Source organism: Streptomyces sp. LaBMicrA B280 (genome assembly GCF_049222185.1).
In the GTDB taxonomy this organism is placed as follows: Bacteria; Actinomycetota; Actinomycetes; order Streptomycetales; family Streptomycetaceae; genus Streptomyces; species Streptomyces murinus.
Window position 1 is genome coordinate 1 of record NZ_JBMJCT010000039.1, and the last position, 26,539, is coordinate 26,539.

Below are 26,539 nucleotides of genomic sequence, written 5' to 3' on the forward strand. Positions count from 1 at the left end.
CCCCCGCGGAGCGGGGTATGTCCCGGCAAGCCGGGACATAGAGCGCGAATTGCGCAAGCGCAATTCGGATTCCCGCGCAAGCGCGGGAATGGAATTCCGCAAGCGGAATTCGGGACGGAATGCAATTCGCGCAAGCGCGAATTGGAGGCGACCGCGCAAGCGCGATCACCCGGACTGGCTACGAGGGGAAGGCGCATCACGCGCGGGCCTGTGTAGTGTAGAGCTTGGGGTTACTGCCTACCACCCCCGCAACGAGGGTGACGGACCGTCGGCCCGATCGGATGCCGGCCCCACCACAGTGACGGGCTCCGCTGCGCTCCGCCCGAACCCTTCCCCCACCTTCGAAACCGGCCGATCGCGTTCACCAATACCCCGCCAGCATACCTTATGAACCGTGCGTGTGGGGCGGGATTTAGCCAAGTATCAGCCTACAGGGGGAAACTGTCGCATGGATGATGCATCACGGGTGTCAGGTGTGTAGAGTCTGGGACCAGACACCACCACCCCGGCCCGCCACTCACCGCGTCGGACTCTCATTCCTATTACGCGTCACATTCCGCGAAAAGGAGAACACGGGAATGACCGTGAAACTGCGTGAACACCAGATTGAGGCCGTAGCCGCCATCGTGCGCGGCCTCGATATCCCGCCGGGCGGCATTCCCTGGAATGGTCTGCGCGGGCAGGTGCACGCCGCGTGCGGGACGGGAAAGACCATCATCGCGGCGGCCTCCGCGAAGCGGATTGTGCCCAAGGGCCGCGTTCTCGTGGTGGTGCCGACCCTGGATCTCCTGGCGCAGACCGTGAAGGCGTGGAGCGGCGCCGGGCACAAGGGGCCGGCCGTCATGGTGTGCTCGCCCCTGGACGACCCGGAGCTGTTCCACCTGGGGGTCCGGAGCACCACGAACCCCGTGCAGCTGGCGCTGTGGCACTCCACGGGGCCGGTGACCATCTACGCCACCTACGCGTCGCTGGGCGTGCTGGTGGAGGCGTTCGAGGGTGCCTACGGGCAGAAGCTCGCCCCGGTGGACCTGGCTGTGGTCGATGAGGCGCACCGGACCAGTGGGTCGATGGGGAAGGCGTGGGCGGACATCCACGACCAGACGAAGATCCCGGCGCACCGCCGGCTGTACCTGACGGCGACGCCGCGGATCTGGGAGGAGCGGCTGAACCGCGAGGTCGCCGAAGGGGTGCGCGATCCGCTGCCGCGCGAGATGGCGGCCTCGATGGACGACGAGAAGGTCTTCGGGCCGGTCCTGTACAAACTCTCGTTGGCGTCGGCGGTGTCGCGGAAGCTGCTGGCGCGGTACCAGATCATCGTCCTGGAGCTCCAGGACCCGGTCGTCACCCCGGACCGGCTGATGGGCGAGGAGCGGCACACCGAGGAGGTCCGCGGGCAGCGCCTCGGGGCGCTCCAGGCGGCGCTGTTGCACACGATGGAGCAGCACAACCTGTCGACCTGCATCACCTTCCACCACCGGACCATAGAGGCCGCGGCGTACGCGGAGGGCCTGGAGCGCGTGGCCAAGCGGCTGCACGCCGACCAGCCCGAGAAGTACCCGGCCGAGATCTGGGCGGACTGGCTGTGCGGCGAGCACATCCCGGAGCGCCGGCGGGACGTGCTGGGCAAGTTCGGCTCCACCGCCCGGCGCGCGGTCCTGTCCAACTGCCGCGTCCTGGGCGAGGGCGTGGACATCCGGGCCGTGGACTCCGTGGCCCTGCTGGACCCCAAGGGCGCCCCGCACGACATCGTGCAGGCGATCGGCCGCGCGCTGCGCCAGAAGCCCGGACAGGGAAAGCTCGCCTCGTTGATCGTGCCGGTATTCCTCCAGCCCGATGAAAGCCCGGAGGATATGTTCACCTCCGGCTCGTACAAGCCGTTGGTGAAGGTTCTTGAGGGTCTGCGGGCTCACGATGAGGAAGCCGTGGAATTGCTGGCGATTCCGCAGGAGCCTCAGAAGGACGTCGCGCAGCCCTCCGAATACATCGGTTCCGCTCCTGCCGATAACGAGGAAGAAACCCGTCTGCTGCTCCGTTTTGCGGCTCCGCGTGATCCGGTGATGGTCGCCAACTGGGTGTCCTTCAACGTGATCGACACGGAGCGGCAGGACTGGGCGCGCGGCTGGGCGAAGCTCAAGGAGTACGCGGAGCGCGAGGGCCACGCCCAGGTGCCGTACGAGCACAAGGAGGGCGCGTTCCCGCTCGGGCAGTGGGTCGCAGAGCAGCGACGGGCGTACGGGGCCGGGCAGATGAACGGCCGGCGCGCGGCGCGGCTGGAGAAGCTGGGCATGGCCTGGTCGGTGGCCGACGCGCGGTTCCAGGAGAACCTGGCGGCGGCCCGGGTCTACTTCGCGGAGCACTGGACGCTGTGCGCTCCGAGGTCGGCAGCCGCGCTCGACAAGCCGGTCGGGCAGTGGCTGTCCAACCTACGCCGTCCCGGTGCACTGGCCGAACACCCGGAGTGGGAGACGGCGTTGGCGGCCGTGGACGAGGACTGGAACCCCGAGTGGTCGGCGGAGTGGCAGCGGCACTTCGCCACGCTGCGCGAGCTGGTGCGCGACGAGGAAGGCCCGGCGGAGGTCCTGCCCGGCTTCACCGTGCACGGTATGGACGTGGGCAAGTGGCTGGCGAGGCAGCGCAGGCCCGAGGTATGGGCGGCCTTGGCCGACGGGCAGCGCGAGCGCCTGGAGGCCATCGGCGTCACCCCACTCGCCCCGGCCCCGGCGCCGGTGGAGCCGGACGGGTCCGCAAAGCCGTCCACGACGCCCGTGAGCGCCTTTGAGAGGGGCGTTGCGGCCCTGGCGCAGTACAAGGCGCGCACGAACTCTCTGGTGGTCCCCAGGGGCCACGTAGAGGTACTGCCAGATGGCACGGAGGTCAAGCTCGGCATCTGGCTGTCGAACAGCAAGAGCAGGCGCGCCAAGTTGAGCGCGGACAAGCTCGCCGCGCTCGCCGGCCTCGGGCTGGAGTGGGCAGCGGCGTGATGTGGGGATCCACCACCGATCTCTTGGCCGGAGTGTGGTGGTGGATCCCAGTAGACGTAGGCGATACGTCTAACTCAGAGAGTGACGTAAAGCTGGGGGATTTGTGCAACGCGTCCCCCAGCTTTTTCCTGTGACTGAGGCCACTCATAGTGACTGTTTGGTAACGCGAGACACATCGGCTGTTCGTCCAGGATGATGCGGTCAAAGCAACGGCTGATCGATCGGCTGGCACTTAACCCTTGGCCGGAGTGGGTGCTGGTCGGTTGGCAACAAGTAGAGGTAGGCGAACATGCGCGCTCCGCGCATGGGGGAGGGCGCGCTGCCAGACGGCGCGTCGCTTCCCCCTTCAAAGGTCACGCGGGCCAAGGCCGGCGTAGCTGCTCTCGGCCTGGTCCTGGTCGAATCCCCGTACGTCGTTTCGTACCCACCAGCGGCGAGGGAGTGGCTGACACGCCTCGCCCCGCACGCCATGGCGCCCATCGTCTTGTGGTTGATCTGGCCTTGGGTTGCTCTGGTCTTGATCCGTTCCTGGAGAGGTGTCAGGTCAATCGTGGCCCGTGCGGTCAAGGCTGTGGTGACGTACTTCGTCGTCAAGGCGGACGAAATCCGCGAAGAACGCAGGCGCGATGGTCGTGACGACATCGCTCCCCCAGGCTTCGCCGCTTTTTCGGGCGAGTCCGTCGCTCAGGGTCCGGATAGTGCCGTACTGGACGGTCAGACGGGCGACGTAACCGGTGTGAGCTCAGGCGCATGAGCGGCGAGCGGGACGTCACCAGTGAGATGGCTATGCAGTGGTTCCGGGAGAAGTTCCGCGACACGTTGAGTCGGATGGACAGCAGCCTTGGTCTGTACGAGGCCATGGCCCATCTGCCTGAGCGCCAGTTTGACGTTGTGGTCCTGCACCACATCCTCGGCTATGACACTCACCACACAGCAGAGGTGTTGGGGGTGAACGAGGTTACGGTTCGTTCCCACCTTCGGCACGCGAAGAGACGTATCGCTTCGCACATGGGCCTGTTCGTCGACAGTGACCCTGTGCCGTATGACTGAGCGGGCTGCGCGGGAGCTCCACGCCACGCTGCACGAAGCCGGAGTCCCGGGAGGACAGACCTCACGGGGCTCCGTGGCGTTGTACAGCGGGCGCTACTGCACCAGCGCTCCGAGGGCCTGCTCGGCCATCTGGACCCCCATCGTGGCGGCCATGGTGGTGCCGACCTCCAGGAGCTTGTGAGCGCCCACGTCACGTCCAGCAGATGGACCCGGTCCACGCGCAGCGGAACCCGGCGCGGTGTGATCGGTGCGTAGGCGGCCGTTGAGGCGGTCCGAGCCGGCGGCCCCGTAGGCGTGCCGTGGATAGGTGCGGCCGGTCGCTGGAGGGCCGCACAGCGGCGTCACCACGGGTTTTGCGGATCGCCGTGCGGACCCGGTCTGTCAGCGCGACGGCCTCCGTCTCGGGCCACACGTCCACGACGACGCCCGCGATGGTGCCGGTGGGCGGCCCGACCTGCGTCGTCAACGGCTCGACGTCGGCCAGCGCTTCGTCCTCATGGATCCTGAGGAGGCCGACGACCCCGCCAAGGTGCAGGAAGTGCGGGACTTCATCAACCGGTGGACCGCCGAGCGCGAAGCGATGGACATCGAGCTGGGCGGCATCGCCCGGGCAAGTAACCCGAGCCTCGACGACTGAGCACCTGTGCGCCGCGGCAGGAGCACCCCACCTCGACTGTGTCGCTCGGAGAGTCCGTGGCCACCTCGGACGCACCGTGCCCGGCAGCGGCGACGTCGCGCCCGACCAGGCGACGTTCGGCCGGGCCGTAAATACACGGGGCCTCGGAGATGTCTTCATTCCCCGGGGCCCGTGGTGTGTCCGGACGTGGGCCAGATCTTCCCGGCTGCCGTGGCGGTGAGCCAGTCGGCGGCTTCGGCGTCGGTCAGCAGCGGCACCTGAGCCAGGTGGGCGTCGCCGTCCTGGACGACGTGGACGCGGCCGAGTGGGCGTGTGGCAGAGGGCTGGACGTTCATCACGAGAGGGCTGACCAGGCGGTGACGAGCCTCGTCAAGCTGACCGCCTTGTTCGGCGGTCGCGCCGCGAGACGCCTTACTGCCTGCCTGGTTGCGGGTTCTACAGGTCGGGGTGGCCCAGGGTCCGGGTGAAGCGGTAGGCCGTGCGGGGGCTGATGCCGAACAGGTCGCCGAGGCGTTTGACGTCGCCACCGGTGGCCTGGGCTTCGTGCAGGAGGCGGTCGTTACGCAGGGCACGGATCGTGAGGTGAGGGCCGAGGTGGAGATTGATCCAGCGGTGGCCGACGGGCGCGCTGGTGGTGGCGCTGCGGAAGTGGACGAATAGGTGGGGGTTGGCGGTGGTGGGCCAGTGCCGGCGGCGGTGGTCGAGGTAGGCGGCCAGGCGCACGTACACGGGTTCGGCGAGCGGAACCCGGCGGCCGTCGACGTCCAGGTGATCGTCGTGGACGTGGGTGAGGTGCAGGTGCCGGATCTGGTGGGCGGACAGGCCGTGGAAGGCGACCAGCGCTGACAGCAGCGCCCGGGCCGGGTCGGCGCAGTCCAGGGCGGCGCGGATGTGCCCGACCTGTTGGGGCAGCGGGATGGTGGGGTCGGGAAAGCCGGTTGTGACCTGGCTGGCCGGGTTGGTGAAGACCAGGCGTCGGGCTTTGAGGACGGACTCCTCAACGAGCCTGTTCGGCAGGGGTGGCCCAGTTCATCTGCGTGCCATCGGCAGCACCGTGCGCATGAGTTGTTCACCGCGTGTGGTGATGGCCTCGAAGTGGCTGCGGTTCATGGCAGCGAAATTGGTCGGGTAGGTGGCGACCGCGCTGCGGGGAACGAGGTCGGCTGGTGGTGCGGGCAGGCGTTCGTCCTTCATGCCGAGGTAGGCCAGGGCGAAGCCCTCGATGCGTCCGCTCGCGGCCCATTCGTGCAGGCGTGCCCGGGCGGAGTCCTGCGCCTTGCGGTGGACGGTGGCGAAGGAACGGTTGAGACGCCCGAGCATGAAGTGCGGTGCTTTCACCGTCAGTTCGCCCTGCCCTGCGTCGCAGGAGATGATGAAGGGCACATCGTAGACGTGCTGCGTGTGGTGCGGCGAGCGTCCGGGTTCCAGGACGGACAGGCCGAGGTTGTCGTAGACGCCGCCGTCGGTAAGCAGCACGGTGTGCTGCTGCTGGTCTCCGCCTGCGCGCTGGAAGGTGAAGGTGCGTTCCAGGGCTGGCAGGAAGGCGGGGTATGCGGCGGAGGCGGCCACGGCAGTGGCGACGTGGATGGGTTCGGTGATGGCGCCGTAGCGGGAGCAGCCGCTGCGAGCGCTGCCGAAGCGGACAGCGTTGGTGGTGGCCAGGTCGGTGGCGGTGAGGACGACGTCGAGGCCGGGATGGGTGACGTCAGCCATGATCTTGGTGTCGAACGCCTTGCGGGTGAGGACGGCGGCCAAGGCGTCGGTCCGGTTGGCGGGGCGGGCGACGCTTACGGTGTTCCCGCGTGAGAGTACCTGGCGGGTGCCGGCCCGGGTGGCTGCGGTGAGGTTGCGTACCACCGCGGAGGGCCTGAACGCCTGGCGTGCGATGTCCCATTGCAGTCCGGAGCGCAGCAGGTCGGTGGTGCGGGCGTCGAAGTCGGCGAAGTCTGCTGGGCCGTAGGCCCACAGGGCGGCGAGAAGGGAGCCGCCGGAGATGCCGGACACGACGCGGATGCGGTCGAGGAGATCACAGTCGTTCAGGGCGCGCAGGCAGCCGAGGTGGAAGGCGGCGGCGCGGGAGCCGCCGCCGGACAGCGCGAGGCCGATGGTGCGCGTCACGGGCGGGTCGCCTTGTCTGGGGGCGGGACGGGACTGAAGGGACTGTGGGGACGGGTTGAGTAGCCGCCGGGCCACCACGTCGCGGAGCCGAGGTGGGCGGGTGGCGCTGCAGCGGGGGGTATGGCTTGGGCGGGTCCCGTACGGGTGGCCAGGTGTGCGTAAAGATCGGGGCCATCCCCGGTGGTGAGCCACTTGTGCCAGATGGGGGCGGGCCCTCCGGCGATGAGGACGAGGGCGCGGGTGGGGGCGTCGTCCAGGGGCAGGGTCAGGCGGGTCATCGCGGCGCGGTCGGTGGGGCTGGGCTGTGCCGGGGAGTGCGGGTGGGTGTGCCACATGCCCAGGAAGCGGCTGATGTTGCCGGTTGTCTTCCGGCAGGCGGCGAGGTGGCGGCTGACGCCGTCCAGGCCGTGCTGGAAGTAGGTCTCGGTCAGCAGGGAGTCCGGGGGCGGGCCGGTGGCCTCGTCGACGGAGATCACGCCGGTGGCGTCGTCGATGGCGCCGAGCAGGGTGCCTCCGGACTCCACGCGCGGGCCACGGACGCGGGCGCCTCGGCGGGCTTCCGCGCGCATCTCGGCAAGGGCCGCGGGCGTGATGCGTACGTCGTAGCCGGTGGCCTCGTCCGTGACGACGGTGTCGTTGGACCAGCTCAGCCAGCGCGGCCCGGTGGGCTGGGTGCTGGTGGGGCCGGTGGGCATGCGGACGATGAGCGTGGCCATGGTGTGCCCGTCGGCGGGGCTGGCCAGGGCGTGGAGTATGCCGGTCGTGAGCTGTCCGGCCAGTGCTGTGACGTCCGCAGCCGATCCGGTGAAGGTGGCGTCCGAGCAGCCGGGTTCGGGCTGGAAGAGCTCCGTGCGGGGCTTGGTGGGGAAGAAGTCGTCGATCAGGTCGTCGAAGGTGTCTCTGAGGTCGGTGTGCGCGGCCAGCGCGGTGCGGCGCAGGACATCGGTGCCGCCGCCGGTCGCGCCGGGAAGCGAGAGGGCGGCGATGCCGCGGGTGGCCTGGTGGCCGATCATCAGGGTCGCCAGGGGCGGCCACGGAATGGGATCGGTGCGGCGGGCGCGTTCGAGGTGGGCGCGGACGATGCGGTTGGCGGTGCAGTCCAAGATCAGGTCGAAGGAGTGCAGGTCCAGGTCTGCCCACCGGGTGGTGACGTCGCCGAGGAGTGCCTCGATGCGGGTGTGGTGGGGGTCGATCCGTTGGAGGCGGTCGGCCAGGACGCTCGCCTTGGGCAAGCCAATGTCGGCGTCCGTGTAGGGCTGTCGGGTCAGGATGCCCGGGTGGACGAGCCCGTGGTCGGCGATCGTGAGGTGCGCGGCGCCGGCACGTGCGCACATGTCGGCCACGGGGCCGCCCAGGGCCCCGGCTCCGAGGACGAGGACGCGTTTGCCGCGCAGCCAGGCCGCGGGGGTCGCGTGGTCGCGGCGGACCGTGACCTCGGGCCGGGCCTCGTACACGCGCATCCACCGGGTGGGCAGGCTGGTGAGCCATTCTGTGCCGAATTCAATGACCTTGTCGCCGAGTTCTGCCAGCCGGGGGTGGCCGCTGAGGGCTGTGTCGGCGGTCAGGCGCCCGAGCTGATCGGCGAAGTCGGGCAGGTGCCAGGCCACCAGGTGGGTCTGGCGCGGCCCGTCGCCGGCGATGCCCCGCGAGGGGGTGCCCAGCAGCAGGTGCACCGGTGCGGCCGGGACGTCTTCGTCTTCCTCGGGTCCGGCTTCGCCCTCGGGGCGGAGCAGGGTGTGGTTGTGGTCGACGACGCATCCGGTCAGCCCGAGCAGCAGCCGCGGGGTGATGTGGTCTTGGGCCAGGGCATCGACCAGTTCCCGCGCGGTGAGCGGATATTCGAAGGTCAGATGCTTGGTGGTGATGACAACTGGGGCGAGGAAGAGACGGGCATCGGCCGGAAGCCCCACGCTCTCCTGGACCTGTTGCAGGGTGGCAGGCCAGGGTTCGCCGATGGCCAGCCAGCCCACGACGTCGCATCTTCCGTCGTTGACTCGGTGCAGCAGCGCGGCCCCCAGCCAGATTTCGCCCGCCCGGGCCGTCGGCACGTCGCGGCGGACCACGAGGAGCCCCGCCGTGTGGTCGGTCGGGGTGTTCGGGGGATGCAGGGGGTCACCGGGCCGGTCCAGCTCTCCGGCGGCGGCTGCCTCGAACCAGTCCAGGAGTCGGTTGATGAACCCGTACATGCCGTCGGCCGGATCCCACTCGGTCGCCGTGGAACGGTACAGGCACACGTGGCGCCCCCAGTTGACGTGCGGTGCACCGGCGAAACGGGTGTGCCGGGTCCGCACGCTGGGCGCGGTGAAGGGAAAGTTCGGCGGGATCAGCACGGTGACCGCCTCCACGCTGCGCAGCCGCCGGCCGCCCTGCGTGCGCGGCAGGTCGGCGCAGTCGATGCTGACGCTCACCTCCGCATAGCCGGGCCGGTTGGCGGAGGCGGTCAGGTGTGTGGCCTCCACGGCTCCATGGGAGGCCTGGACGATCCGGTGGAGCTGGTCGACGGCGAGCCGCTGGCCTTCGGTGAGTTGCAAGGTGGTGCGGTGATTCACGCGTCACCGAACCCGATCTGCACCGCCGGTTCGGCCTCGTCTCCCCTGGCCTGCTGCACAGCCGACCGTGCTGCTGCCGTGCCGCGCTGCTGCGGGGCGCCGACTGCGGCGGCGAATGATGCGGCCGGGAAGCTCGCGGTGCCGAGTGCGGCCAGCAGCCGCCGGCCACCGCCCGCGGCCTTCATCACCTGGGCCTTGCTCTCCAGGCTGCTGACGTCCACGAGCTCGAGCCCGAGGCCTTCCTCCAGGGCGAAGACCACGGGGCGGGGCTCCTCCTTGGTCGGGTGCTCTCCCGTGCACAGCACCTTGTACGCGGTGATCGATTCGTAGGCGTCGCGGGCCAGCAGGTGCGGCGGGTTGTTGCCCTTCTCGTCCTTGTCGCGGAAGGGCCGCGAGCTGGCGATCACCCGCGCGTCCGGGCTCGCGTGCTTCTCGAGCTGGTCGAGAATGTCCTGCTTCAGCTCCTCCTCACCGTCCTCCCCGGGCGCGTACATGACCTTCTTGGAACAGTGGTGCGGGGAGAGGAGCACGTCCCACTCGACGCGGTCGGTACGGTCGTGGGACTCGCTGTAGTCGAGGATCTTCTTGATGGTGGGGTACGCGAGGTCGCCCAGGAGCAGCAGCCGGCCGGTCGTGCCGTCGCCGGTGCGCAGCTGGATCTGGAGCGCCAGGGAGGTGTCGTTGCGGTCGCCGGCGCAGTCGTCCTTGAAGGGGGCGTGGACGAACGCCTCGAAGGTCTCGCAGACGTCGACCCCGTCGACTGTCGTGATCGACTGCCCGGGGAAGGTGAAGTATTCGTCCGGCAGCTTCGCGTAGGAGTGGTCCTCGCGGTCCTCGTCGTAGCCGATGATCCGCACCCGGTCCCCGCTGGCGGGCTCCTTGCCGTCCTCGATGGCCTTGAGGGTGGCCACGACGCGCCGCTCGACCTCTTCCTGGAAGCAGCGCGCGTCCTCGCACATGGTCTTGTCCTCGGACAGTTCACGCCACAGCCGGGGCGTCGCCCATATCTCCCCGATCAGGACGGAGCTGTCCAGCAGGTCGCCGAAGCCGCAGCAGTGGTCCGAGTCGGCGTGCGTCAGGGCGAACACCGCCAGGTAGGGCGTCTTCCCATCGGGCTGCGGAAGGGTCTCCTCCAGGCGGTCGATGACCGCGGCGACCACCGCGCCGTCCTCGTCGGCCGCCTTCATGTCCCGCAGATCGACCTGCACCACCAGGTCGCCCCCCAGCACGATGGTGGTGGAGTCGCCCGTGCCCACCGGCCAGAACACCACGCCTCGCTCCGGAAGTTGCGTCTCGACCATGTCCTACCTCTTCACGCGATAATGATCAACCACCAGGGAAAACAGGCGTCCTCAGCCAATTCCAGGTCTACCACCTGCCACTGACAACGCGGCACGACCAGGCGTTTCACCTCAGGCCGTTCCGCAGCTCCGGCACCACCGGCTGGCCGCTTGCTGCGAACGCACGAGACGGCCGAGCGGGAAAGCGCGTGAGACTGGCCGGTCTGGTCACCGCTGTCATGCGGCGTCGCCGTCAACATCCATACCTGCTGTCCGCCAGGGGCGAACCGCCGTGCTCCAGCAGTCCCAAAGCCGGTTGGGGCACAAGACCGCCGGGAGACACTCCGACCCTGCAGGAGTGCGGGACGGTTTCGGGCAAGACCGCCCTGGGCCAACGTGGCCGTCTTGCCTGCCTGTGTACAGGTGCGACGCAGGCACACTCCCGCCTCGCCGGACGCTTCGGCGGGAAGGACGGACACGACCGCACGACTGGTCTGTGCCCGCACGCCATAATGGTCCTGTTGCAGGAGGGGTCGTGAGTCTGTCGTTTTCTCACCAGTTCAACGTTCAGGCGAATACCGCGCAAGGTGCGGCCGCCCAGTTCGGGACGAACGTGCTGGCCGGCCTCGTCGGGGGGATCGACACGTTCCGCAGCGAGTTGGAGCAACAACGGCGCTCACGCAGCCTCGGCGCCGGGATGCTCGGGGCGTTCTTGTGGGTGGACGACACTGAACTGCTGCGCCGAATCGCTGAGTTCCCATCCGCGTGCGTGGTGGTCAGCAAACAGCCGAGGAGCCCACGGTCCCTGGAGAAACTGCGCAAGGTGGCCGACGCGGTGCAGGGCGCGGCCGGCTTCCCCACCCGGGCGCTGCCCGATCTGGAGGGACTGCGCCTCCACGAGGACGGCGCGGCGCCCGTACTCGGCCCCGGCTCTGCGTCACCGGACATTCGACTGTCCGCACTGCGCAGCCTCGGTTACCGCAGGGTCGGCGACCATCTCGTCCCGATACTGCACACCAAAATGTTGCTGCTGGGTGAGCTGTGGTGGCACGACGAAGACGCGTTGGGCGGGGCGGCCGACGTCATCGGTTTCTCGCCCAGCCGACTGTGGCTGGGAAGCGCCAACGGCACGGAAAGCTCCCGCCGCAGCCTTGAGTTCGGGTTGTGGACACGGGACCCCGACCTCATGAAGGCCGCGCAGAAGTTCCTGGTCGAGGTCGTTTCCCAGTCAGAGGAACTGGATCCCGGCAGCGACACCCTTGCCCCGGACCTGGTCGAACCGGACTACGACGACGAGGAGATGCGGGAGGCGCTCACCGCGCCCGGTGACAGCTCAACCGAGGACAGCCACGAGGACGACGCATGACGCGGACAAGCGAAACCGTCGCCCCCGGGTCGCCTCGCTTCGCCTTGCACACCCTGGGCTGGCGCGCCTTGCACACCCTGGGCTGGCGCGCCTTCCAGGACCTGTGCGCAGCTGTGCTGCGAGAGGTGTGGGGGCAGTCGGTGCAGGCGTTCGCGGACTCCAACGACGGCGGCAGAGACGGTGCCTTCTACGGCACATGGCAACCGCCCCCCGTGTCCGAGGGCGTGCAGGATGTGCCGCCAGGCCCCTTCGTGCTGCAGTGCAAGCACACCAAGAGAGCGGATGCCACACTCGCCCCCTCGGAACTCGAGGACGAGTTCGCCAAGGTCCACGCCCTGGTCGATCGCGGGCTGTGCACGAACTATGTGCTGCTGACCAACGCACGGGTCAGCGGCCTGTCCGAGGAGACGATCCAGCGGCGGCTACGCACCTGCGGGGTAACGCATCCCCTGGTCCTAGACGGGCAGTGGCTGAGCGACATGATCGCCTCGCATCGAGGGCTGCGCATGTTCGTCCCCCGTGTCTACGGGCTCGGCGATCTGTCGCAGATTCTCGACGAACGCGCCTACGCCCAGGCCTCAGTGCTGATGAAGTCCGCCCCGGAACAGGTCTCCACGTTCGTCGTCACCAGCGCCTATCGCAAGGCCGCCCGCGCATTGCGCGACCACGGCTTCGTGCTGCTGCTCGGCGATCCGGCCGTGGGCAAATCCGTCATCGCCCTGATGCTGGCCATCAGCGCCGCCGACAACTGGGGTTGCGTGGCCGTCAAGCCGCGTACCTCCGACGAACTGGTACAGCGCTGGAATCCGCACGAGAAGGACCAGTTCTTCTGGCTCGATGACGCCTTCGGCGCGGTACGCCATGAGGAATTCCTCACCCACGCCTGGGCACGTGACCTGCCGCACGTGATGAGCGCCGTGAAGAACGGGGCCCGGGTCGTGCTCACCTCCCGCAACTACATCTACAACGAGGCCCGGCCCCTGCTGAAACCGTATGCCTACCCCCTACTGCACGAGCAGCAGGTCACCGTCGACGTCGCCGACCTCGCCCGCGCGGAGCGACAGCAAATCCTCTACAACCATCTCGCTGCGGGTGATCAGCCGGCGGACGTGCTCAGCCGGCTGAAACCACACCTCGAGGCCGCAGCCGACGCCGAGCCATTCCGCCCCGAAGCCGCACGGCGCCTCGGCCTCCAGGCATTCACCACCGGCCTGTCCCTGACTCGCGACAGCATCACGACCTTCATGGCCCGTCCCCGGCAGCTCCTGACCGATGTCTACGACCAACTGGACGCCCACGCTCACGCAGCCCTTGCCCTCGTGTACGCCACAGGGCAGGACAAGGGGCTGCCCAGCCCTCTCACCCTTGATCCGGCCCAACGCGACATCATCGAACGGGCCGGCGCCTCACCTGGCGCAACCAGCCGGGCCATGGCCACGCTCACCGGCACCTTCCTCACCGAGGCCGCCGCCCTCGACGGACAGACATACTGGTCATTCCACCACCCCACACTGCGGGAGGGCTTCGCCGCCTGGCTGACCACCCAGACCCACTTGCTGCCCATCGTCCTCACCGGCATGACCGACCAGGCCCTGCTCTCCCGCACGCACTGCCTGCCCGCCGACGGTGGCCAGCGCCAGGGCACTCTCCTGCGCATCCCGCCGCCTCTGTACCAGGCGACAGCACAGCGGATCTCCGTGCTGCGCCGGCATCGCCGCAGCCCCGACATATTGTGGTGGGAGGAGTACGAGCGTCAGCGAAGGGTCCTCTCCTACCTGTGGCAGAACAGCAGCGACGGCTTTCTACACGCCTACCTCGCAGAAGATCCCGAACTCCACACAGAACTCCTGGACTTCGGTGCACCAGCCAAAGACGATCCTCACCCAAGGGTCCTGGCTCGCCTCTACGGCGCCGGTCTGCTCCCCGAGGACGTCCGGAGAGCGGCGATCGCACACATGACAGACCTGGCCGTCACGGGACCCGACGCATCGTGGATCGAGGACGAGGACTGGCAGAAGCAAGCGTGGCACGTTCTCCTTACGGACGAGGAACGCGAGAACCTCTTCGAACAGGTACGCCGTGAGCTCGTCCCCTGCCTTGAACAACGTGTAGATGACTGGGCCTCGGAGTTCGACGGCGATACAGACAACGACCCCGTCGACGACGCGCTGTTCTGGTACAGCCAAGCCTTCGAGCGACGGCTGGACAACGCCGCGGTCAGTGAGTTCGCCCAGGCACGCGACTTCTACAACCAGATCCGCGAGGACCCGGATGAAGCCCCACGCGACTGGGCCCCCCGAGCCTCCGCCCTCCCGACGAAAGACGCCACAGAACACCCGACCAATCCCGGAACAGCGCAGTCTTTTCGACGACATCGATCACTGACACGGCCAGAACACCGCCCAGACCTCACGTCCCCTGGGGACTACAGGAAGTCTCAGTACAACTGCGGACTTCTCATCCAACTTGCGGTACCACAGGTCAACGCTCTACAGCTGGCAGAGAAGCACCCCGATATACCTCTCAGTCATCTACAGCTTCACAAGTCATTGAGACCTCTTTACCGCACCACGGATGAGAACTCACATCGCCGCGCTCGCCGGCCTCGGGCTGGAGTGGGCGGCCACGGAAGGAGCGGCGTGATGAGCGTGAGCGACCAGGAGGCCGCGGAGCAGCGGGTGCGGGATGCCGTGCGGGGGCACAGCCGCGCCCGCGCCTTCGCGGAGGCGGAGGACGTCATCACTGCTGTGCTGGCCGACCCCGGCGTGCGGGCGGCGCGGGAGCGGGTGGAGGCGGCGGAGACGGAGCTGGGCATGGAGCTGGAAGCCCGGCTCCAGCCGTTCCAGGACCGCTACGACCAGGCCGTGGCGGAAGGTGACGCGGGCGGGCTCGCTGGGCTCTGTGGGGGCAAGCACGGCCGCTGGGGGCGGATCTGCGTGCTGCCCGACGGGCACGAGACCTCGATGGAGGAACCGCACCGGGGCCGCACCAGCGAGGGCCGGCCGATCGCGTGGGTGGGCAGCGCACCTGACGACTGGTGAGCGGCGGCGACAGCGACGACAGGACCCCGGGCGCAGGGCGGCCCGGGGTCCTTCGCTGTCCGGGGCCAGCGGCACCGCTCCCAGGCCCTACACGCACTGGGGTGCGATGCCTGGGGGGGGCTGAGCTGCGACATCGCACTGGTGTGCGTGTAGAGCTTGGGTCTTGGGCCGCTCCCTCGCCGGTAGGAGCTCAGCGCCAGAAAGCTTCGATCTTGTCCGTACGGCAGAACTCACGGCTCTCACGGGGCGTGAGGTCGCGCGGGAGCGCTGCGGCCTTGATGCTGGCGGCGACTTCCTCGGTCAGGATGCCCTGGGAGTGGAGTTGTTCGACGAGCAGGCCGAGCGCCCCGGCGGTGGCGACCGTCTTTTCCATGGTGCGGGCGAACTGGGGCTGGTTGATCCCCGCGTAGCCCAGTGGAAGATCGGGCTGGCCTTCGTCGGCGACAAGCGCGAGGTTGTGGAGTCGGTTGTCGCCTTCGCCCTGTTGCCACAGGCAGCGGCCGAAGCGCATGCGGAGCGGGGTCTCACTGACGCCGCGTCGGACGACGTCGACGTAGTTGTCTCCCGACGTGACGAGCAGGTCCTCCAGGCGCTCGCCGTCTTCGCCGGAGACCTCGGTGAGGAGCGTTACCAGGAGCATGCCGTCGGTGAAGTCCTCGTTGTACTGGATCGGGACGAGGGTGAGCCCTGCGACCTCCACGGCGGAGGCTCTCAGCTCTTCTACTTCTTGGAGCTCGACTCGGTGGGTGTATACGCGCGGCCTGGCGTTGTCGGTGTACGAGAAGCTGTGGCTGCCGACCAGCCAGGAGGTGCCTTCTCCCTGGAGAGGTTGTCCGGCGGGAGCCGCGGCGGCCTTGAGTTCGCCCTCGAGGCCGTCTTGCGCATCGTCCTGCACACGCAGCTCAAGCCCCACACGCCGCAGCTGCTGGCCGGTGTGAGGGGAAGTTGCGGACGGAAGCTCTTCTGCCTTGAACTGCCTGTCGGAACCCAGGAGATGAAGAGAAAAAATAGTCATCTCACTACTGTCCCAGAAGGCACTGACAATCCGACTGGCGATGTCGTGACGCCGGGGCCACGCGGTCGTTGGACAGCGCGGACCCGACCGGGCCCCGGGGACGTCATGGCTGATCCCCCGGGGCCCGTGGCGTGTACCTCGCTCAGGTCACCTCGCGGCGTCGTCCGGGTCGGTAAGCCAGGTGACGACGTCGGCATCGGTCATCCAGATGGCCTGCGTCTCGTAGGCCTCGCCGTGCTGGATGACGTGGCCGCGGCCCGTGAGCCGGTTCGGCTTCGGCGTGGGGCCGGCGGGCGGGGCGAGGTGCTGCCAGGTGGTGGCGGAGACCCGGGCCAGGATGAGCGTGCCGAACAGCTCGTGCGGCGCCGCCCCGAGGACGCTGATGGTGGGCGTGCCGTCGAGGAGGACGTGGACGCGCGCCGCGCGGCCGGCCCACAGCGCGGCCTCGAGGGCGGCGGCGGCCGGGGACGTGCGCGGGTCATCGGTGCCGCGGAACTTCTCCCAGTAGCGGGTGAGGTGGTGCAGTGTGCCATTGGCGCTGTCCACCGAGACGATGAGCCGGGGCGTGGCGTCGAGGTCGGTTTCGGCGAGGTCGAGACGGCGCGCCAGCTCCTCTCCGAGGTCGACCAGGGCGTCGTGGATGCCGGCGACGTTCCCGCGGTGGGTCACCGTCGGCAGGCCCCTGGCCCACAGGTGGGAGATCCGCTTCGAGTCGAGGAGCAGGGCGTGCGCGCCCTGGTGGAGGAACTGGGCGGTCAGGGAGCGCAGCACGGTGGTGCTCCCGCCGCCAGCGCCGGTGCAGACCAGGACGTGCGGGCAGTCGGCGTCCAGGTCGACGGCGATGGCGCGGCCGTCGGTGCTGATGCCGATGAGGGCGGTTCCCTCGGGCATGGCCTCTATCTGCTCGCGCAGGTCGGCGGCGGCGAAGCTGAGCATCGTCGGGAGCGCGGTCTTCTTCATGGCGTGGTCTTCCTGTTCTGTGTGACGCCTGGTCAACCGGGTGTTTTCCTGAGCCGGGGAGATCGCGTCGGCGAAGGCGGACAGGTCCGGATCGGCGGCGAGCGGGTCGGATTTCCGACCCGCTCGCCGCCGGGGGGTCAGTCGAGTTCGGTGGTGCCGGTGGCGGCGCGGGGCCGGTTGCGGGCCCACTTCTTGAGGTCGCCGACGCGGTAGAGGAGTTCGGCGCCGCGCTTGCCTGCCGGATCGGGGAAGGCCGGGTCGTTGGCGCGGGCGAAGCGCAGCGCGGCCAGGGTGATGCCGGGCAGGTGGTGTTCGGCGGCCTGGCGCAGCCCCACCGCCTGGTCGTCGTCGACCGGGGCCGGGGCTGCGGCCGCTGGCGGCCGGGCGTGTGTCGGGTCGACGGCCGGGGCCGGGGTGGGGTTCCAGGCATCGGCGAGCGCGTCGCCGTCAGCGAGCGGCTTGGTGGCGGGCGGCAGTTCGGGGGCGGGCGTGGACCAGGCGTCGGCCGGGGAGTCGGCGGGCGGTTTCTGCAGCTGCACCGAGGCCGAGGGTGCCCCGGCTGCGGCCGGGGCCGGTTTGCCGGTGGTGGCCCACTCGCGGGCTTCGGCCTCGGTGAAGAACAGGATCTGCGTCTCCCGCGCGGACCCGCCGGAGACCACCTGGGCGCGCCCTTGGTACTTGGTCGGCTTCGGCGCGGGGTGGACTTCGGGGGCGAGCATCCGCCAGGCGTTGACGCTGTAGCGGGCGAGGATGCGGGTGGAGAACTGCTCGCGGACCTCGGGTCCGCCGAGGGCGCGGGCGGTGGCGGACTGCGCGACCAGGAGGACGTGCATGCGCAGCTGGCGGCCCATGTAGAGGATCTCGTTGAGCGCGTCGACGGCCGGGGAGACCTTCGGGTCGCCGGGCTCGCGGGTCTTCTCCCAGTAGCGGGCCAGCTGCTTCATCGTCGCGTTGACCTCTTCGAGGAGGATGAGCAACCTGGGGCCGATGTCCTTGGGGTCGGCGTCGATGCCCAGTTCGTCGGCGACGCGGGTGCGGCGCCGGCCTTCGATGCCGAGGGCGATGAGCTGGTCGTGGATGTCGGCGATGTCGCGGCAGTAGGTGACGCCGGGCAGGCCGGACGCCCACGGGTGGGAGATCCGCTTGGTGTCGAGGACGAAGACGAGCGAGCCGTGGTGGAGCATCTGGCAGGCGATGCACCGCAGGGTCACCGACTTGCCGCCGCCCGTGGAGGCGTTGACCAGGATGTGCGGGGACTCCGCATCGAGGTCGACGGTGACGATCCGACCGGCTGAGCCGATCCCGATGACGGGCGCGGACTCCTTGGCGGCGGCCACGATCTCGCGGACTTTGGGGTCCTTGAAGGCGGCCTTGGCCGGGGGCTTGCGGGTCTTCTTCACCGTCACGTACGTCTCGCGGCCCGCCAGGTGCCAGGAGAAGGTGACGCCCTCCAGAGCGAGCTTGGTGGAGATGATGTCGACGACCAGGTCCTTGGAGAAGTCCAGGCGGCCCGGCACGTCCACGCGGATCACCGCGTCGTCCTCGGAGAAGTTGCTGGGGATGTGGAGGTAGCGGCGCGGGTCGGTCTGCTCCGGCAGGCGCAGCGGCAGCGCGAGGGCCTCGTGCAGCGGGAGCACCCACTCCCGCATCAGCTCCCGGCGCTTGCGGGTGAGCGCGAGGTAGGCGGCGGTCCCCACGGCGGCGGTCGACGCCGCGGCGATGCCGGTCTGCTCCAGCGTGGCGAGCGCGGGTTCGGGGTCGGCCCATATCTCCTGGGCGGTGGCGACGGTGGTGTCCTGGTGGACCCACCCGGCCTGGTAGCCGCCGGCCCCGATCGCGGCGAGCGTGCTGATGCGGAAGGTCAGGCGCTTCCACCCGGCGCGGTAGGAGGACCGGGAGACGCGGCCTTCGACCTTCGGCAGGACCCGGGCGCCCGAGCGCCAGAACGTCGCGTCGGTCCGCTTCACCCCGTCCATCGGGCGGCCGGCCAGGAACCGGCCGATGCCGAACATGAGGGATTCGGCGGTCTCCTCCACCTGCTTGTCGAACTTCGTCTGTGCCATCGGCCGTGCCCTTTCGGTGTGCGTCCCGGCACCTCACACCCGGAAGCGGACACCGACCGTAAAAGCGTTGGCCTGTGGATAGAGTCCGGCGATCTCGCAACCCCCATAGAATCGAACACGTGAACGATGAACCGTCGCGGCTTCAGCTGCTCCGCTTCGCCCGCCGGGTGGTGGTTCAGCAGGCGACGGCAGCCCTTGCCCAGATCGACGGATGGATCGCGGTCGAGGAACGCCGCGAGGCGGAGCGGCGCCGGGGCGTGGAGATGCGGCCGGCCCCACCGGACTGGCTGATCCAGTACGGCCTCAACCGCACCAACGTGGACGCGGTGCACACCGGCGACTGCTGGGCGGCGGCCAAGAGCGGCCGGTGCCGCCCAGCGACCCGGCAGCAGGCGCTCGATGCCCTGCGCCAGCAGGTGCCGCCGTGTATCCACTGCCGGCCTGATACAGCTCTCGGCATCCTGGACTAAGACCGGGACCATCCGGCGGTGTTCCGCTCCATCCTGGTGGTGATCCCGGCAAAGGCATGTCAGTGGGGCGTCCTACGGTGCGTGTTCATGACACGCCGCACCCGCTTCCTGGTCAACGAGCACCCGGCCATCGCCGCCCAATGGCATCCGGACCTGAACGCCGACCTGGACCTGGCGCAGATCGGTCCCGGATCTCACAAGGCTGTGTTCTGGCGGTGCGACGACGGGCATGTCTGGCAGGCCCAGGTCCATTCCCGTGTCGCCGGGACCGGCTGCCCGCAGTGCGCCGGGTACGTTCCTCGTGGCCGGACCACGCTCAGCGAGCACTCCCCTGACTTGGTAGCAGAGTGGCACCCACGCAACGACGTTTCACCGGATCAGTTCGGGCCCGGCTCGCAGCGCAAGGTCTGGTGGCGCTGTCCGGTGGGGCACGAGTACCAGGCGCGAATATCCAACCGCAGTCGCGGTACCGGCTGCCCGGCCTGCGCGAGGGCCGGCCGCGACGCACCGGCCAGGCGTTTGGCGGACATGCCCGAGCTGTTCTCGCAGGTGGACCCCGACACCGCACCGGCCGACGTGGCGGAACTGCTGGTCAACTCCCGCGTACGGCTGGGATGGCGCTGTTCCCGGGGCCACCGCTGGGAGGCGAAGGTGAGCCACCGGACCGTCGCCGGGTCGGGCTGCCCGGTCTGCGCCCGTAGGAAGCGTGCTCCCGCTCTTGCCGAGGCGCGGCCGGACCTGGCGGCGCAGTGGCACCCCGAGCGCAACGACGGACTGACGGCCGAAGCCGTCACCGCCGGTTCGCACCGCCTGGTCTGGTGGAAGTGCACCGTGTGCGCCGGCGAGTTCCGGGCCAAGGTGTTCCACCGCGTCCGCGGTATGGCCGCGTGCCCCTCCTGCTCCGGCCGGGTGCGCTACCAGGCGCTGTCGAGCGAGAGCCCCGAACTGGCGGCGCTGTGGCACCCGCCCCTGAACGGGCCCCTTACCCCGGCGGAGGTGACCGCCGGGGCCAACGTGCCGGTCTGGTGGCTGTGCCCCACCGGACACGAACCGTGGTCCGCCCAGGTGGCGCACGTGTTCATGGGCAGGCAGGGCTGTCCGCGCTGCCGGAAGCGGACAAGCGTCTCCCGGCAGGAGACGGAACTGTTCGCCGAACTCCAGCTTGTCCTCACAGGCGGAGAGCAGCAGTACCCGCTGCAGACGCCGCACGGTCGCTACCGGCTCGACATGTTCTTCCCAGCGGACCACGACCAGGCCGTGGCCGTGGAGTTCGACGGCTCGTACTGGCACCGCGACGGCGAGGAACGCGATCGGCTCAAGGCGGAGGCCGTGGAACGCCACCGGTCCGGCTGGATGGTGGTGCGGGTGCGTGAGGAGCCCCTGCGGCCTACCCGGCATGGCGACGTGGTCGTGCCGTACCTGGCAGACCCGTTCACAGCCGCCAGCATCGTGGTCGAGCACCTGATGCCGCTGGCGTCATGGTCCGACGGCACCCGTCAGCGTGCGCGCGCCTACCTCAAGGGCGGGCGCCGGCTGGGAGCTGCGCTGGCCCAGCGTTTGATCAACGAGCGGCAGCCCGCTGCCCCACCGGCCGACGACCGGCCCGCACCCCAGCCTCTCTCGGGGCGGATCACGGGCGTGCAGTCTGCCCTGTGGTGAGGGCGGTAGCGGGCTACTCGGCCACCTCGTTCGGATCGGGCAGTCGGGGCGGGAAGTGCCGCTCCAGGATCTCCACCCACTCATGGAGGACGACGAAGCCGGTGGTATTGGCCTGCGCCTGGACCAGCTCGGTCAGCGCGGCGACGAACGGCTGAGCAGCAGTGTCCGGCGGCATCGCGGCGGCGGCCTGCTTCAGGCGTTCATGCGCGGCCGGGAAGACGTCCTTGGCCCACCCGTCCTGCTCCTTGATGCGGCGGGAGTCTGCTTCCCAGTCGATCTGCATGATGGTCCACTGCGGGCAGTCGGGTGTGTGCCACATCTGGATCGGCAGGCCAACCCCGACGCAGGCGTTCTCCCGGCTCGGGCCCGCCTTGCGGGCACAGCTCGCCTTCCGTCTCTGCGAAGCCCTCCATCGGCATGCTCCCCTCGCCTGGAAAGCCACGAGCCTGCCACGGAAGATCACTCGCTGACCAGGGCTTTGCCGTGGCGGTGTCCAGCTTGGTGACCTCACGGTATGGCCAGCAGCGGGGGCGATCGTCCAAGGTGGGGCGATGAGCGCGCTCCGACCCGGTGACATCACCGACGACATGATCCAGGCCATGGACACGGCCAAGCGGCAGGGACTGCAGAAGGACCTACGGGCCCTCGCGGCCAACATCCGAGCCGATGCCGAGGGCCGGTACGACAGCGCGGAGCCCGGGTGGCGCTCCGGTGTCGAGTGGGCGCTGCTGTGGATCGAGAACACCGCCAGCCAGCTGACCGAGGGCAGGCCGGGCACCGGGGCCGGCGGCCGGGGTCAGGGCGTGTCGCCGGAGTAGTAGAAGCGGCACACCACACCCGGGCCACCCGATGGGCGCGGCTCGCCGGGACGCGGGTCGTACAGCGCCCGGCCGCCGGGCCATCGCCCCAGCTCCGTCATCAGGGCGACACCGTCGTCTATCTCTTCCGGCCGCCAGCCCGTGATGTCGAGCAGCAGCCCGTCCAGCGGACCGCCGATCAGCGCGGCGTACGTCTGGTGCGGCAGCGGGCCGGGGTGGGGGTCGTCGTGGCCGCAGCGGTACACCCGGCCGCGCAGCAGCTGCTCGTCATCGGCGTTCATCCGGCCAGCCTCGCAGCCGCCACCGACAACCACCCCGGCCTCCGAGGCCGCCGGCTACCGGCGGCGCCCGATGCCGAACCGGCTGCGCGGCTTCACCGCCGGCGCTTCGGCCGCCGCGCGTTCGGCTTCCTCCGCCTGCCGTCGCGCGACACGCTCAGCCTCCGCGCGGTCGGCTGCCTCCGTCGCGCACGGCCCGCACAGCCGGTCCCACTCGCCGGGCCACGAGGAGCGCTTCACCCGCTGCCAGCGTTCGTCGGTGAACTTCGCCCCGCAGCGCGTGCACACCGGCCGCTGCGCCTCGCAGTGCGCAGCCTCGCGCTCCGCCTGCCGCCGACGGGCCTCTTGGAGCTCCACCCGGTACAGCCGTTCGCCGTCGGGGTTGTCTAGGGCCTCGGACAGGGTCTGCCACTCATCGCGCCCGAGCCTGCGCCACACCTTCCCCGCAGCCCCGGCCGGGTCGGCGGTGATGCGCTCCAGCTCGGTGACGACCACGGGCACCGCCTGGTGGTAGTCGACCGACGTGAACCCTGCGCCCGGGTGCGGGGTGCCTGCGAAGTAGGCGCGGGCGGCCTGCTCCAGGCGCTGGATCCGGCTCTCGCGCTGCGCGGCGGTCTTCCCGGTGAACACGAAGGCCACCGGCACGTAGCCCTCGCGGCCTGTCGCCGGGTAGATCCGCGACCACAGCCGGAAGTCGTGCACCGCCGCGCCGTGCCGCCGGGCCGCCTTCTCCTTGCCCGCGTCGGCCTTGGGCGCCAGGAGCTCGAACCAGTCGTGGTAGCGGCGCAGCTTGTCCACCAGGTCGTCGACGGGCTCGGTGACGCGGTCGACCTCCAGGAGCATCGCGGGCACTCCGGCGTCCGGGGCGCGCATCGTCAGGTCGGCGTACTGGGTGTAGCCGTAGGGCAGCTTGTGGGCGATCTCGGTCTGCCAGGACAGCGGGGTGCCGTACCCGGCCCCGGTGAGCACGGCCGCGGTCGAGGTGACGGCGGCGGCGTGTTCGTCGTAGCCGTCGGCTTCCACCGGCCGGCCTTCGTCGTCGTACTCCAGCTTGCGCAGCGCGGAGATCCGCACCGACTTCGGCAGCAGCAGCTTGGCTTCCTTGTGGCCCTTCTCGGTGAGCACCCACAGCTGGTGTCCCGACTCCAGTCGCGTCTCCACCCGGACCAAACCCGTCTCCTTCAACGCGTTCAGGGTGTCCCTGGTGATCCGGTCGTGCCGGTCCGTGGGGCGCAGCATCCGCCAGAGCTGATCGGCGGTAGCCCGCTGGAAGATCCCCAGAGCCCTCAGCACTTCCTTGCGTCGCACTCCGGTCGGCTTCCAGACCTGTGTCGACCTAGGAGGGTTGTCGAACGCGTCGTCCGACCTTGACTTCTGGCTGACCTGCGGAGATGCGCCCGGCGGTCGAAGCGGTCGTGGAGGGGGTGATGGAGGGGCCTGTGGAGGGGGCCTTCGGGACGTCCAAGTCGCCGGCAGGCGCCGGGCTGGGCACGCTGCGGAGGGCTTGAGTGGGGCGAGGTGTGTGGTCGTCGGGCACGGTGTCTCGGTTTCCCTCGGCCTGCGGGCCGGGTCGGTGAGCGTCCGGCCCGTACGCGGATGTGCGCACGGGCCGGGGCCGCCGTGAGGAAGCACCCCTTGACCGTCGTCTAACGATCAGCGACAACAGGTGTCCGATTCCTCCTTGACCACACCCATATCGTGTGGGTTTGTCCATGGCCGATGCCGCATCTCCCGGCTAGAGTTCAGCGGGCGGGTCGGGTGCTGGACGGCGAGGCTCCGCGCCGCCAGTCCGAGGGCTTCTGGCCGCGGAACGTCTCGCCGCTCTCGATCCGGGCCTTGTTCCGGGCGAACTCGCGCTCGGCTGCCGGCTTCTGCCGGGGCGCGCAGCCGGGGTGTCCCCAGCCGTCGGTCACCTTCGTGATGACCTCGCCCTTGGCGTAGTCCTTGAAACAGGCCGGGCAAGTGCCCGGGTACGCGGCCCGCACCGAGCCGCGCGGCAGCGGCACCGCCTTCTTCGCCGCCGTCTTCTTCGCGGCCGGCTTCCCGCCGCCCGCCGTCTTCTTCGCGGCCGGCTTCCCGCCGCCCGCCGTCTTCTTCGCCGCCTGCGCCCGCTTGATCGTCTCGCGCTGCGCCTTGCCGGGCCGCTTCTTCGGCTGCTGCCCGCATGCCGCCTTGGCGGCCTTCCGTGCCGGGGTCTGTCCCACGCGCGGATCGTAGAGGCCGACGCACGGCGGGCGGCGCGCACCACGCGCATCGGATGGCCGGGGCGGTGGCGCGCGGATGTGGACCGGCGCGCGCACGGTGCGTTGAGTTGCGCGCGATGGAACGCACGTGGCCTCCACTCGTCCCCGTGCACGGGGGCGCGGTGGAGTCCATCGCGTCCACTCATGCCCGGCGGCGGCCTCGTGCGGTGCGCCACGGGTTCGGCCGGCCGCCGGCGCACTGCCGGGAGCGGGAGCGGTGCCGGGCGGGTGGCGGCGCCGGTGACGGGTACAGCGCCATGCGCAGCCGGGCGGCGTCGGCGAGCTGCTCCAGGCGCTCGCGCTGCTCCGGCGAAAGGTGCGGCGGGGTCGGGGCAACCATGGGGCCTCCGTGCTTAAGGGGGGCGTTCCCTGGCACCCTCCCCCGCTCCCGGGTGACTCCGGGGGCGGGCGGCCAATCCGTCCCGGCGCCTGGCGCGGTGACTTCGTCGTCCGTCCCGTCGCGCGGGCCGCACGGGGCGTCACGGCCGGAGGCCCTGGCCTCCTTGGCCGGGGCCGGGCTGCTGGCGCTGCTGCTCGTGCTCCTGGCGGCGGCCGTCGACCGGACTGGCCGGGTCGGTGCCTGCGGCCTTCCGGTTCTCCATGGCGCGGCAGCGGGTTTCGGCGGCGCGGGTGTAGGCGGCGAGCCGGTCCAGGTTCTTCGGTGTGCGCAGCCACGTCGTCGGGTCGGTCCTCGTACGGGATGGATGGGCCCGGGGCAGCCGACGAAGCCGCCAAGCAGAGCGGCTGTCCCGGGGCGGAGCTACAGCGCGAAGTCGCTGCGGGTCGTCCAGCTGACGGGGTTGTGCCAGAGGCCGGCCGTCGCGGCGGGTCACTCCATCTGCCAGCCGGGCCGAAGCCCGCGCGCTCCCCAGTTGTCCGGCTGCTTGCCGGGGATCTCGAGTCCGGCCCGCTGCGCGGCGAGCGCGGCGTCGTACACCTCGTGGGCACGGCGCAGGGCCGCGGCGGGGGAGTCGGCGACGCCGGTGAAGACGTGCACGCCGCGCCGGGCCGGGCCGAGGGCGTCGTGTATCGGGACGTCGACCTCGTAGATGCGCAGGTACATGACGCCCAGCTCCTCTCTGTGCTCGGTGGTGAGGGACCACCGCGACCGCCCCGACCTCCGTGGTGCTGGAGGCCGGGGCGGCACGGAGCGCCCGTCACACCGCGTGGATCACGCGACCACGTCCGCGTACTGCGCTTCCGGGTCGGCGCGGCCCTCGGGGTCGTCGTCCCAGCCCCGGTCGTGGTCGTCGGCCTCCTGGTCGACGTCGTCGGGGCCGCCGTGGACGGTGCAGACGATGTCCGGGGCGTTGTCCATCGCGCCGGTCAGCACCTTGTGCAGGTCGGTGACCGAGTAGGCCGGCGCCCACGCCTGCCCGGCGCACTCCGGGTCGGCGGGGCAGGGCAGCGCCACGTCGAAGCCGAAGTCCCCCTCGCCGTCGACGTCTTCGCGCAGCGCGAGGGTGAGGTACTGCTGACCGAGGCGGATCTCCGCGGCGCGGCCCCGGCCGGTCACCAGGTCCGAGCCCGGCCGCCACCGCCACAACGGCAGGATCTCCGGGCCGGAGAAGCGGCGGGCCAGCCACAGGTCGCCCAGGCCGCCGCTGCCGTCGCGCCCGAGGTCGGCCTCCCGCACCTGGGAGAGCCGCTTCAGGAACGGCTCCAGGCGGTAGAGGGCGTCGGCGAAGACGACCGTGTTGAAGCCTTCGGCGGCGAGCCGCTGGTGGGAGTGGACCATGGCCTGGTGCCGGGAGCGGACGACATCCTCGGGCACGCGCCGGTTGTCCGACCGCGGGCCCTGCCGCTCCAGGCACACGTCCAGCGGCGTGGCGACGACGACCGCGACGGGCGGCATCCCGTGCCGCTTGGCGGCCATCACCAGCTCCACCCGCACCGGCTGTTCGACGTTGGTCGCGTTCCCTGTCAAGTCGATGTGTGCAGACGAAGCCAAGTGTCCGTGGCCCCACGGAGAAGCGACGCGGGGATACTGGACGACCTTGGCAAGCAGCTG

General features: G+C 70.0%; 24 protein-coding genes and 1 pseudogene. 9 read left to right on the forward strand and 16 right to left on the reverse strand.

The features are described 5' to 3' along the window. The first annotated feature begins 578 nt into the window (after positions 1 to 578). The 4 genes from ACLF5H_RS27765 (at position 579) to ACLF5H_RS27780 (ending at position 4,668) form a co-directional block, all read left to right on the forward strand. A complete protein-coding gene (locus ACLF5H_RS27765) occupies positions 579 to 2,981 on the forward strand; it encodes a Helicase associated domain protein (RefSeq protein ID WP_421678742.1) in 2,403 nt (800 codons plus the stop codon). A gap of 550 nt (positions 2,982 to 3,531) precedes the next feature. After that, positions 3,532 to 3,735: a hypothetical protein gene (locus ACLF5H_RS27770; RefSeq protein WP_421678743.1), complete on the forward strand. Its 204-nt coding sequence runs from the start codon at positions 3,532 to 3,534 to the stop codon at positions 3,733 to 3,735. Then, entirely contained in the window at positions 3,732 to 4,031 is a 300-nt protein-coding gene (locus ACLF5H_RS27775; protein ID WP_421678744.1) for a sigma-70 family RNA polymerase sigma factor, read from the forward strand. The genes ACLF5H_RS27770 and ACLF5H_RS27775 overlap by 4 nt, the downstream gene beginning before the upstream one ends. 307 nt (positions 4,032 to 4,338) lie before the next feature. Continuing rightward, the gene (locus tag ACLF5H_RS27780) at positions 4,339 to 4,668 is read left to right on the forward strand and encodes a hypothetical protein (protein ID WP_421678745.1); all 330 of its coding nucleotides are present in this window, start codon (positions 4,339 to 4,341) and stop codon (positions 4,666 to 4,668) included. 155 nt (positions 4,669 to 4,823) lie between these two features. On the opposite strand, the gene ACLF5H_RS27785 is transcribed toward ACLF5H_RS27780, so the two are convergent. The 5 genes from ACLF5H_RS27785 to ACLF5H_RS27805 form a co-directional block, all read right to left on the reverse strand. Beyond that, on the reverse strand, positions 4,824 to 5,003 hold the full coding sequence (locus ACLF5H_RS27785; protein ID WP_421678746.1) for a hypothetical protein: 180 nt from the start codon (positions 5,001 to 5,003) through the stop codon (positions 4,824 to 4,826). A 100-nt stretch (positions 5,004 to 5,103) separates the two neighbouring features. Beyond that, entirely contained in the window at positions 5,104 to 5,397 is a 294-nt protein-coding gene (locus ACLF5H_RS27790; RefSeq protein ID WP_421678747.1) for a hypothetical protein, read from the reverse strand. 300 nt (positions 5,398 to 5,697) lie between these two features. Next, on the reverse strand, positions 5,698 to 6,786 hold the full coding sequence (locus tag ACLF5H_RS27795) for a patatin-like phospholipase family protein (protein WP_421678748.1): 1,089 nt from the start codon (positions 6,784 to 6,786) through the stop codon (positions 5,698 to 5,700). Then, on the reverse strand, positions 6,783 to 9,317 hold the full coding sequence (locus tag ACLF5H_RS27800; RefSeq protein WP_421678749.1) for a ThiF family adenylyltransferase: 2,535 nt from the start codon (positions 9,315 to 9,317) through the stop codon (positions 6,783 to 6,785). Before ACLF5H_RS27800 ends, ACLF5H_RS27795 begins: the two co-directional genes overlap by 4 nt. Positions 9,318 to 9,331: 14 nt before the next feature. Next, on the reverse strand, positions 9,332 to 10,636 hold the full coding sequence (locus ACLF5H_RS27805) for a hypothetical protein (RefSeq protein ID WP_421678750.1): 1,305 nt from the start codon (positions 10,634 to 10,636) through the stop codon (positions 9,332 to 9,334). Positions 10,637 to 11,150: 514 nt separating this feature from the next. On the opposite strand from ACLF5H_RS27805, the gene ACLF5H_RS27810 reads away from it, so the two are divergent. Together ACLF5H_RS27810 and ACLF5H_RS27815 are read left to right on the forward strand one after the other, a co-directional pair. Beyond that, complete coding sequence (locus ACLF5H_RS27810; RefSeq protein ID WP_421678751.1) at positions 11,151 to 11,981, forward strand: hypothetical protein; 831 nt, start codon at positions 11,151 to 11,153, stop codon at positions 11,979 to 11,981. Then, positions 11,978 to 15,022, forward strand: coding sequence for a hypothetical protein (locus ACLF5H_RS27815; protein WP_421678752.1), 3,045 nt, complete (start codon positions 11,978 to 11,980; stop codon positions 15,020 to 15,022). The genes ACLF5H_RS27810 and ACLF5H_RS27815 overlap by 4 nt, the downstream gene beginning before the upstream one ends. A 190-nt stretch (positions 15,023 to 15,212) precedes the next feature. Here ACLF5H_RS27815 and ACLF5H_RS27820 read toward each other — a convergent pair whose 3' ends face one another. The 3 genes from ACLF5H_RS27820 to ACLF5H_RS27830 form a co-directional block, all read right to left on the reverse strand. Further along, complete coding sequence (locus ACLF5H_RS27820) at positions 15,213 to 16,037, reverse strand: hypothetical protein (RefSeq protein ID WP_421678753.1); 825 nt, start codon at positions 16,035 to 16,037, stop codon at positions 15,213 to 15,215. A 147-nt stretch (positions 16,038 to 16,184) separates the two neighbouring features. Beyond that, entirely contained in the window at positions 16,185 to 16,997 is an 813-nt protein-coding gene (locus ACLF5H_RS27825; RefSeq protein WP_421678754.1) for a hypothetical protein, read from the reverse strand. Positions 16,998 to 17,134: 137 nt separating this feature from the next. Further along, positions 17,135 to 19,060, reverse strand: a complete 1,926-nt coding sequence (locus ACLF5H_RS27830; RefSeq protein WP_421678755.1) for a pRL2-11 — start codon at positions 19,058 to 19,060, stop codon at positions 17,135 to 17,137. Positions 19,061 to 19,179: 119 nt separating this feature from the next. Here ACLF5H_RS27830 and ACLF5H_RS27835 point away from each other — a divergent pair, with 119 nt between their 5' ends. Then, complete coding sequence (locus tag ACLF5H_RS27835) at positions 19,180 to 19,530, forward strand: DUF6233 domain-containing protein (RefSeq protein ID WP_355273735.1); 351 nt, start codon at positions 19,180 to 19,182, stop codon at positions 19,528 to 19,530. An 87-nt stretch (positions 19,531 to 19,617) separates the two neighbouring features. Further along, positions 19,618 to 21,189, forward strand: a complete 1,572-nt coding sequence (locus ACLF5H_RS27840) for a zinc-ribbon domain-containing protein (RefSeq protein WP_421678756.1) — start codon at positions 19,618 to 19,620, stop codon at positions 21,187 to 21,189. A 13-nt stretch (positions 21,190 to 21,202) separates the two neighbouring features. Here the strand turns inward: ACLF5H_RS27840 and ACLF5H_RS27845 are convergent, their stop codons facing one another. Then, positions 21,203 to 21,508 carry a hypothetical protein gene (locus tag ACLF5H_RS27845; RefSeq protein ID WP_421678757.1) on the reverse strand — a complete coding sequence of 102 codons (306 nt, stop codon included), beginning with the start codon at positions 21,506 to 21,508 and terminating at the stop codon, positions 21,203 to 21,205. 232 nt (positions 21,509 to 21,740) lie between these two features. Between ACLF5H_RS27845 and ACLF5H_RS27850 the strand changes: the two genes are divergently transcribed. Next, complete coding sequence (locus tag ACLF5H_RS27850; RefSeq protein WP_421678758.1) at positions 21,741 to 22,007, forward strand: hypothetical protein; 267 nt, start codon at positions 21,741 to 21,743, stop codon at positions 22,005 to 22,007. On the opposite strand, the gene ACLF5H_RS27855 is transcribed toward ACLF5H_RS27850, so the two are convergent. The 7 genes and pseudogenes from ACLF5H_RS27855 to ACLF5H_RS27885 form a co-directional block, all read right to left on the reverse strand. Continuing rightward, entirely contained in the window at positions 21,986 to 22,288 is a 303-nt protein-coding gene (locus tag ACLF5H_RS27855; protein ID WP_421678759.1) for a hypothetical protein, read from the reverse strand. The two genes, ACLF5H_RS27850 and ACLF5H_RS27855, sit on opposite strands and share 22 nt — an antisense overlap. A gap of 54 nt (positions 22,289 to 22,342) precedes the next feature. Next, entirely contained in the window at positions 22,343 to 23,578 is a 1,236-nt protein-coding gene (locus tag ACLF5H_RS27860; protein ID WP_421678760.1) for a replication-relaxation family protein, read from the reverse strand. 449 nt (positions 23,579 to 24,027) lie between these two features. Continuing rightward, positions 24,028 to 24,489: a hypothetical protein gene (locus tag ACLF5H_RS27865; RefSeq protein ID WP_421678761.1), complete on the reverse strand. Its 462-nt coding sequence runs from the start codon at positions 24,487 to 24,489 to the stop codon at positions 24,028 to 24,030. 181 nt (positions 24,490 to 24,670) lie between these two features. Then, positions 24,671 to 24,868, reverse strand: a complete 198-nt coding sequence (locus ACLF5H_RS27870; protein WP_421678762.1) for a hypothetical protein — start codon at positions 24,866 to 24,868, stop codon at positions 24,671 to 24,673. A 139-nt stretch (positions 24,869 to 25,007) separates the two neighbouring features. After that, positions 25,008 to 25,130 carry a hypothetical protein gene (locus ACLF5H_RS27875; RefSeq protein ID WP_421678763.1) on the reverse strand — a complete coding sequence of 41 codons (123 nt, stop codon included), beginning with the start codon at positions 25,128 to 25,130 and terminating at the stop codon, positions 25,008 to 25,010. A 227-nt stretch (positions 25,131 to 25,357) separates the two neighbouring features. Next, the gene (locus ACLF5H_RS27880; protein WP_421678764.1) at positions 25,358 to 25,591 is read right to left on the reverse strand and encodes a hypothetical protein; all 234 of its coding nucleotides are present in this window, start codon (positions 25,589 to 25,591) and stop codon (positions 25,358 to 25,360) included. A 108-nt stretch (positions 25,592 to 25,699) separates the two neighbouring features. Then, positions 25,700 to 26,446: pseudogene (locus ACLF5H_RS27885) on the reverse strand (AAA family ATPase); the annotation flags it as partial. Positions 26,447 to 26,539 lie beyond the last annotated feature (93 nt).

Bases quoted from the DNA above. Each gene is read 5' to 3' on its own strand.
- ACLF5H_RS27765 (WP_421678742.1), top strand. From the start codon at position 579: ATGACCGTGAAACTGCGTGAACACCAGATTGAGGCCGTAGCCGCCATC.
- ACLF5H_RS27775 (WP_421678744.1), top strand. From the start codon at position 3,732: ATGAGCGGCGAGCGGGACGTCACCAGTGAGATGGCTATGCAGTGGTTC.
- ACLF5H_RS27785 (WP_421678746.1), bottom strand. From the start codon at position 5,003: ATGAACGTCCAGCCCTCTGCCACACGCCCACTCGGCCGCGTCCACGTC.
- ACLF5H_RS27805 (WP_421678750.1), bottom strand. From the start codon at position 10,636: ATGGTCGAGACGCAACTTCCGGAGCGAGGCGTGGTGTTCTGGCCGGTG.
- ACLF5H_RS27815 (WP_421678752.1), top strand. From the start codon at position 11,978: ATGACGCGGACAAGCGAAACCGTCGCCCCCGGGTCGCCTCGCTTCGCC.
- ACLF5H_RS27820 (WP_421678753.1), bottom strand. From the start codon at position 16,037: ATGACTATTTTTTCTCTTCATCTCCTGGGTTCCGACAGGCAGTTCAAG.
- ACLF5H_RS27825 (WP_421678754.1), bottom strand. From the start codon at position 16,997: ATGAAGAAGACCGCGCTCCCGACGATGCTCAGCTTCGCCGCCGCCGAC.
- ACLF5H_RS27830 (WP_421678755.1), bottom strand. From the start codon at position 19,060: ATGGCACAGACGAAGTTCGACAAGCAGGTGGAGGAGACCGCCGAATCC.
- ACLF5H_RS27840 (WP_421678756.1), top strand. From the start codon at position 19,618: ATGACACGCCGCACCCGCTTCCTGGTCAACGAGCACCCGGCCATCGCC.
- ACLF5H_RS27845 (WP_421678757.1), bottom strand. From the start codon at position 21,508: ATGTGGCACACACCCGACTGCCCGCAGTGGACCATCATGCAGATCGAC.
- ACLF5H_RS27850 (WP_421678758.1), top strand. From the start codon at position 21,741: ATGAGCGCGCTCCGACCCGGTGACATCACCGACGACATGATCCAGGCC.
- ACLF5H_RS27855 (WP_421678759.1), bottom strand. From the start codon at position 22,288: ATGAACGCCGATGACGAGCAGCTGCTGCGCGGCCGGGTGTACCGCTGC.
- ACLF5H_RS27870 (WP_421678762.1), bottom strand. From the start codon at position 24,868: ATGGTTGCCCCGACCCCGCCGCACCTTTCGCCGGAGCAGCGCGAGCGC.
- ACLF5H_RS27875 (WP_421678763.1), bottom strand. From the start codon at position 25,130: ATGGAGAACCGGAAGGCCGCAGGCACCGACCCGGCCAGTCCGGTCGAC.
- ACLF5H_RS27880 (WP_421678764.1), bottom strand. From the start codon at position 25,591: ATGTACCTGCGCATCTACGAGGTCGACGTCCCGATACACGACGCCCTC.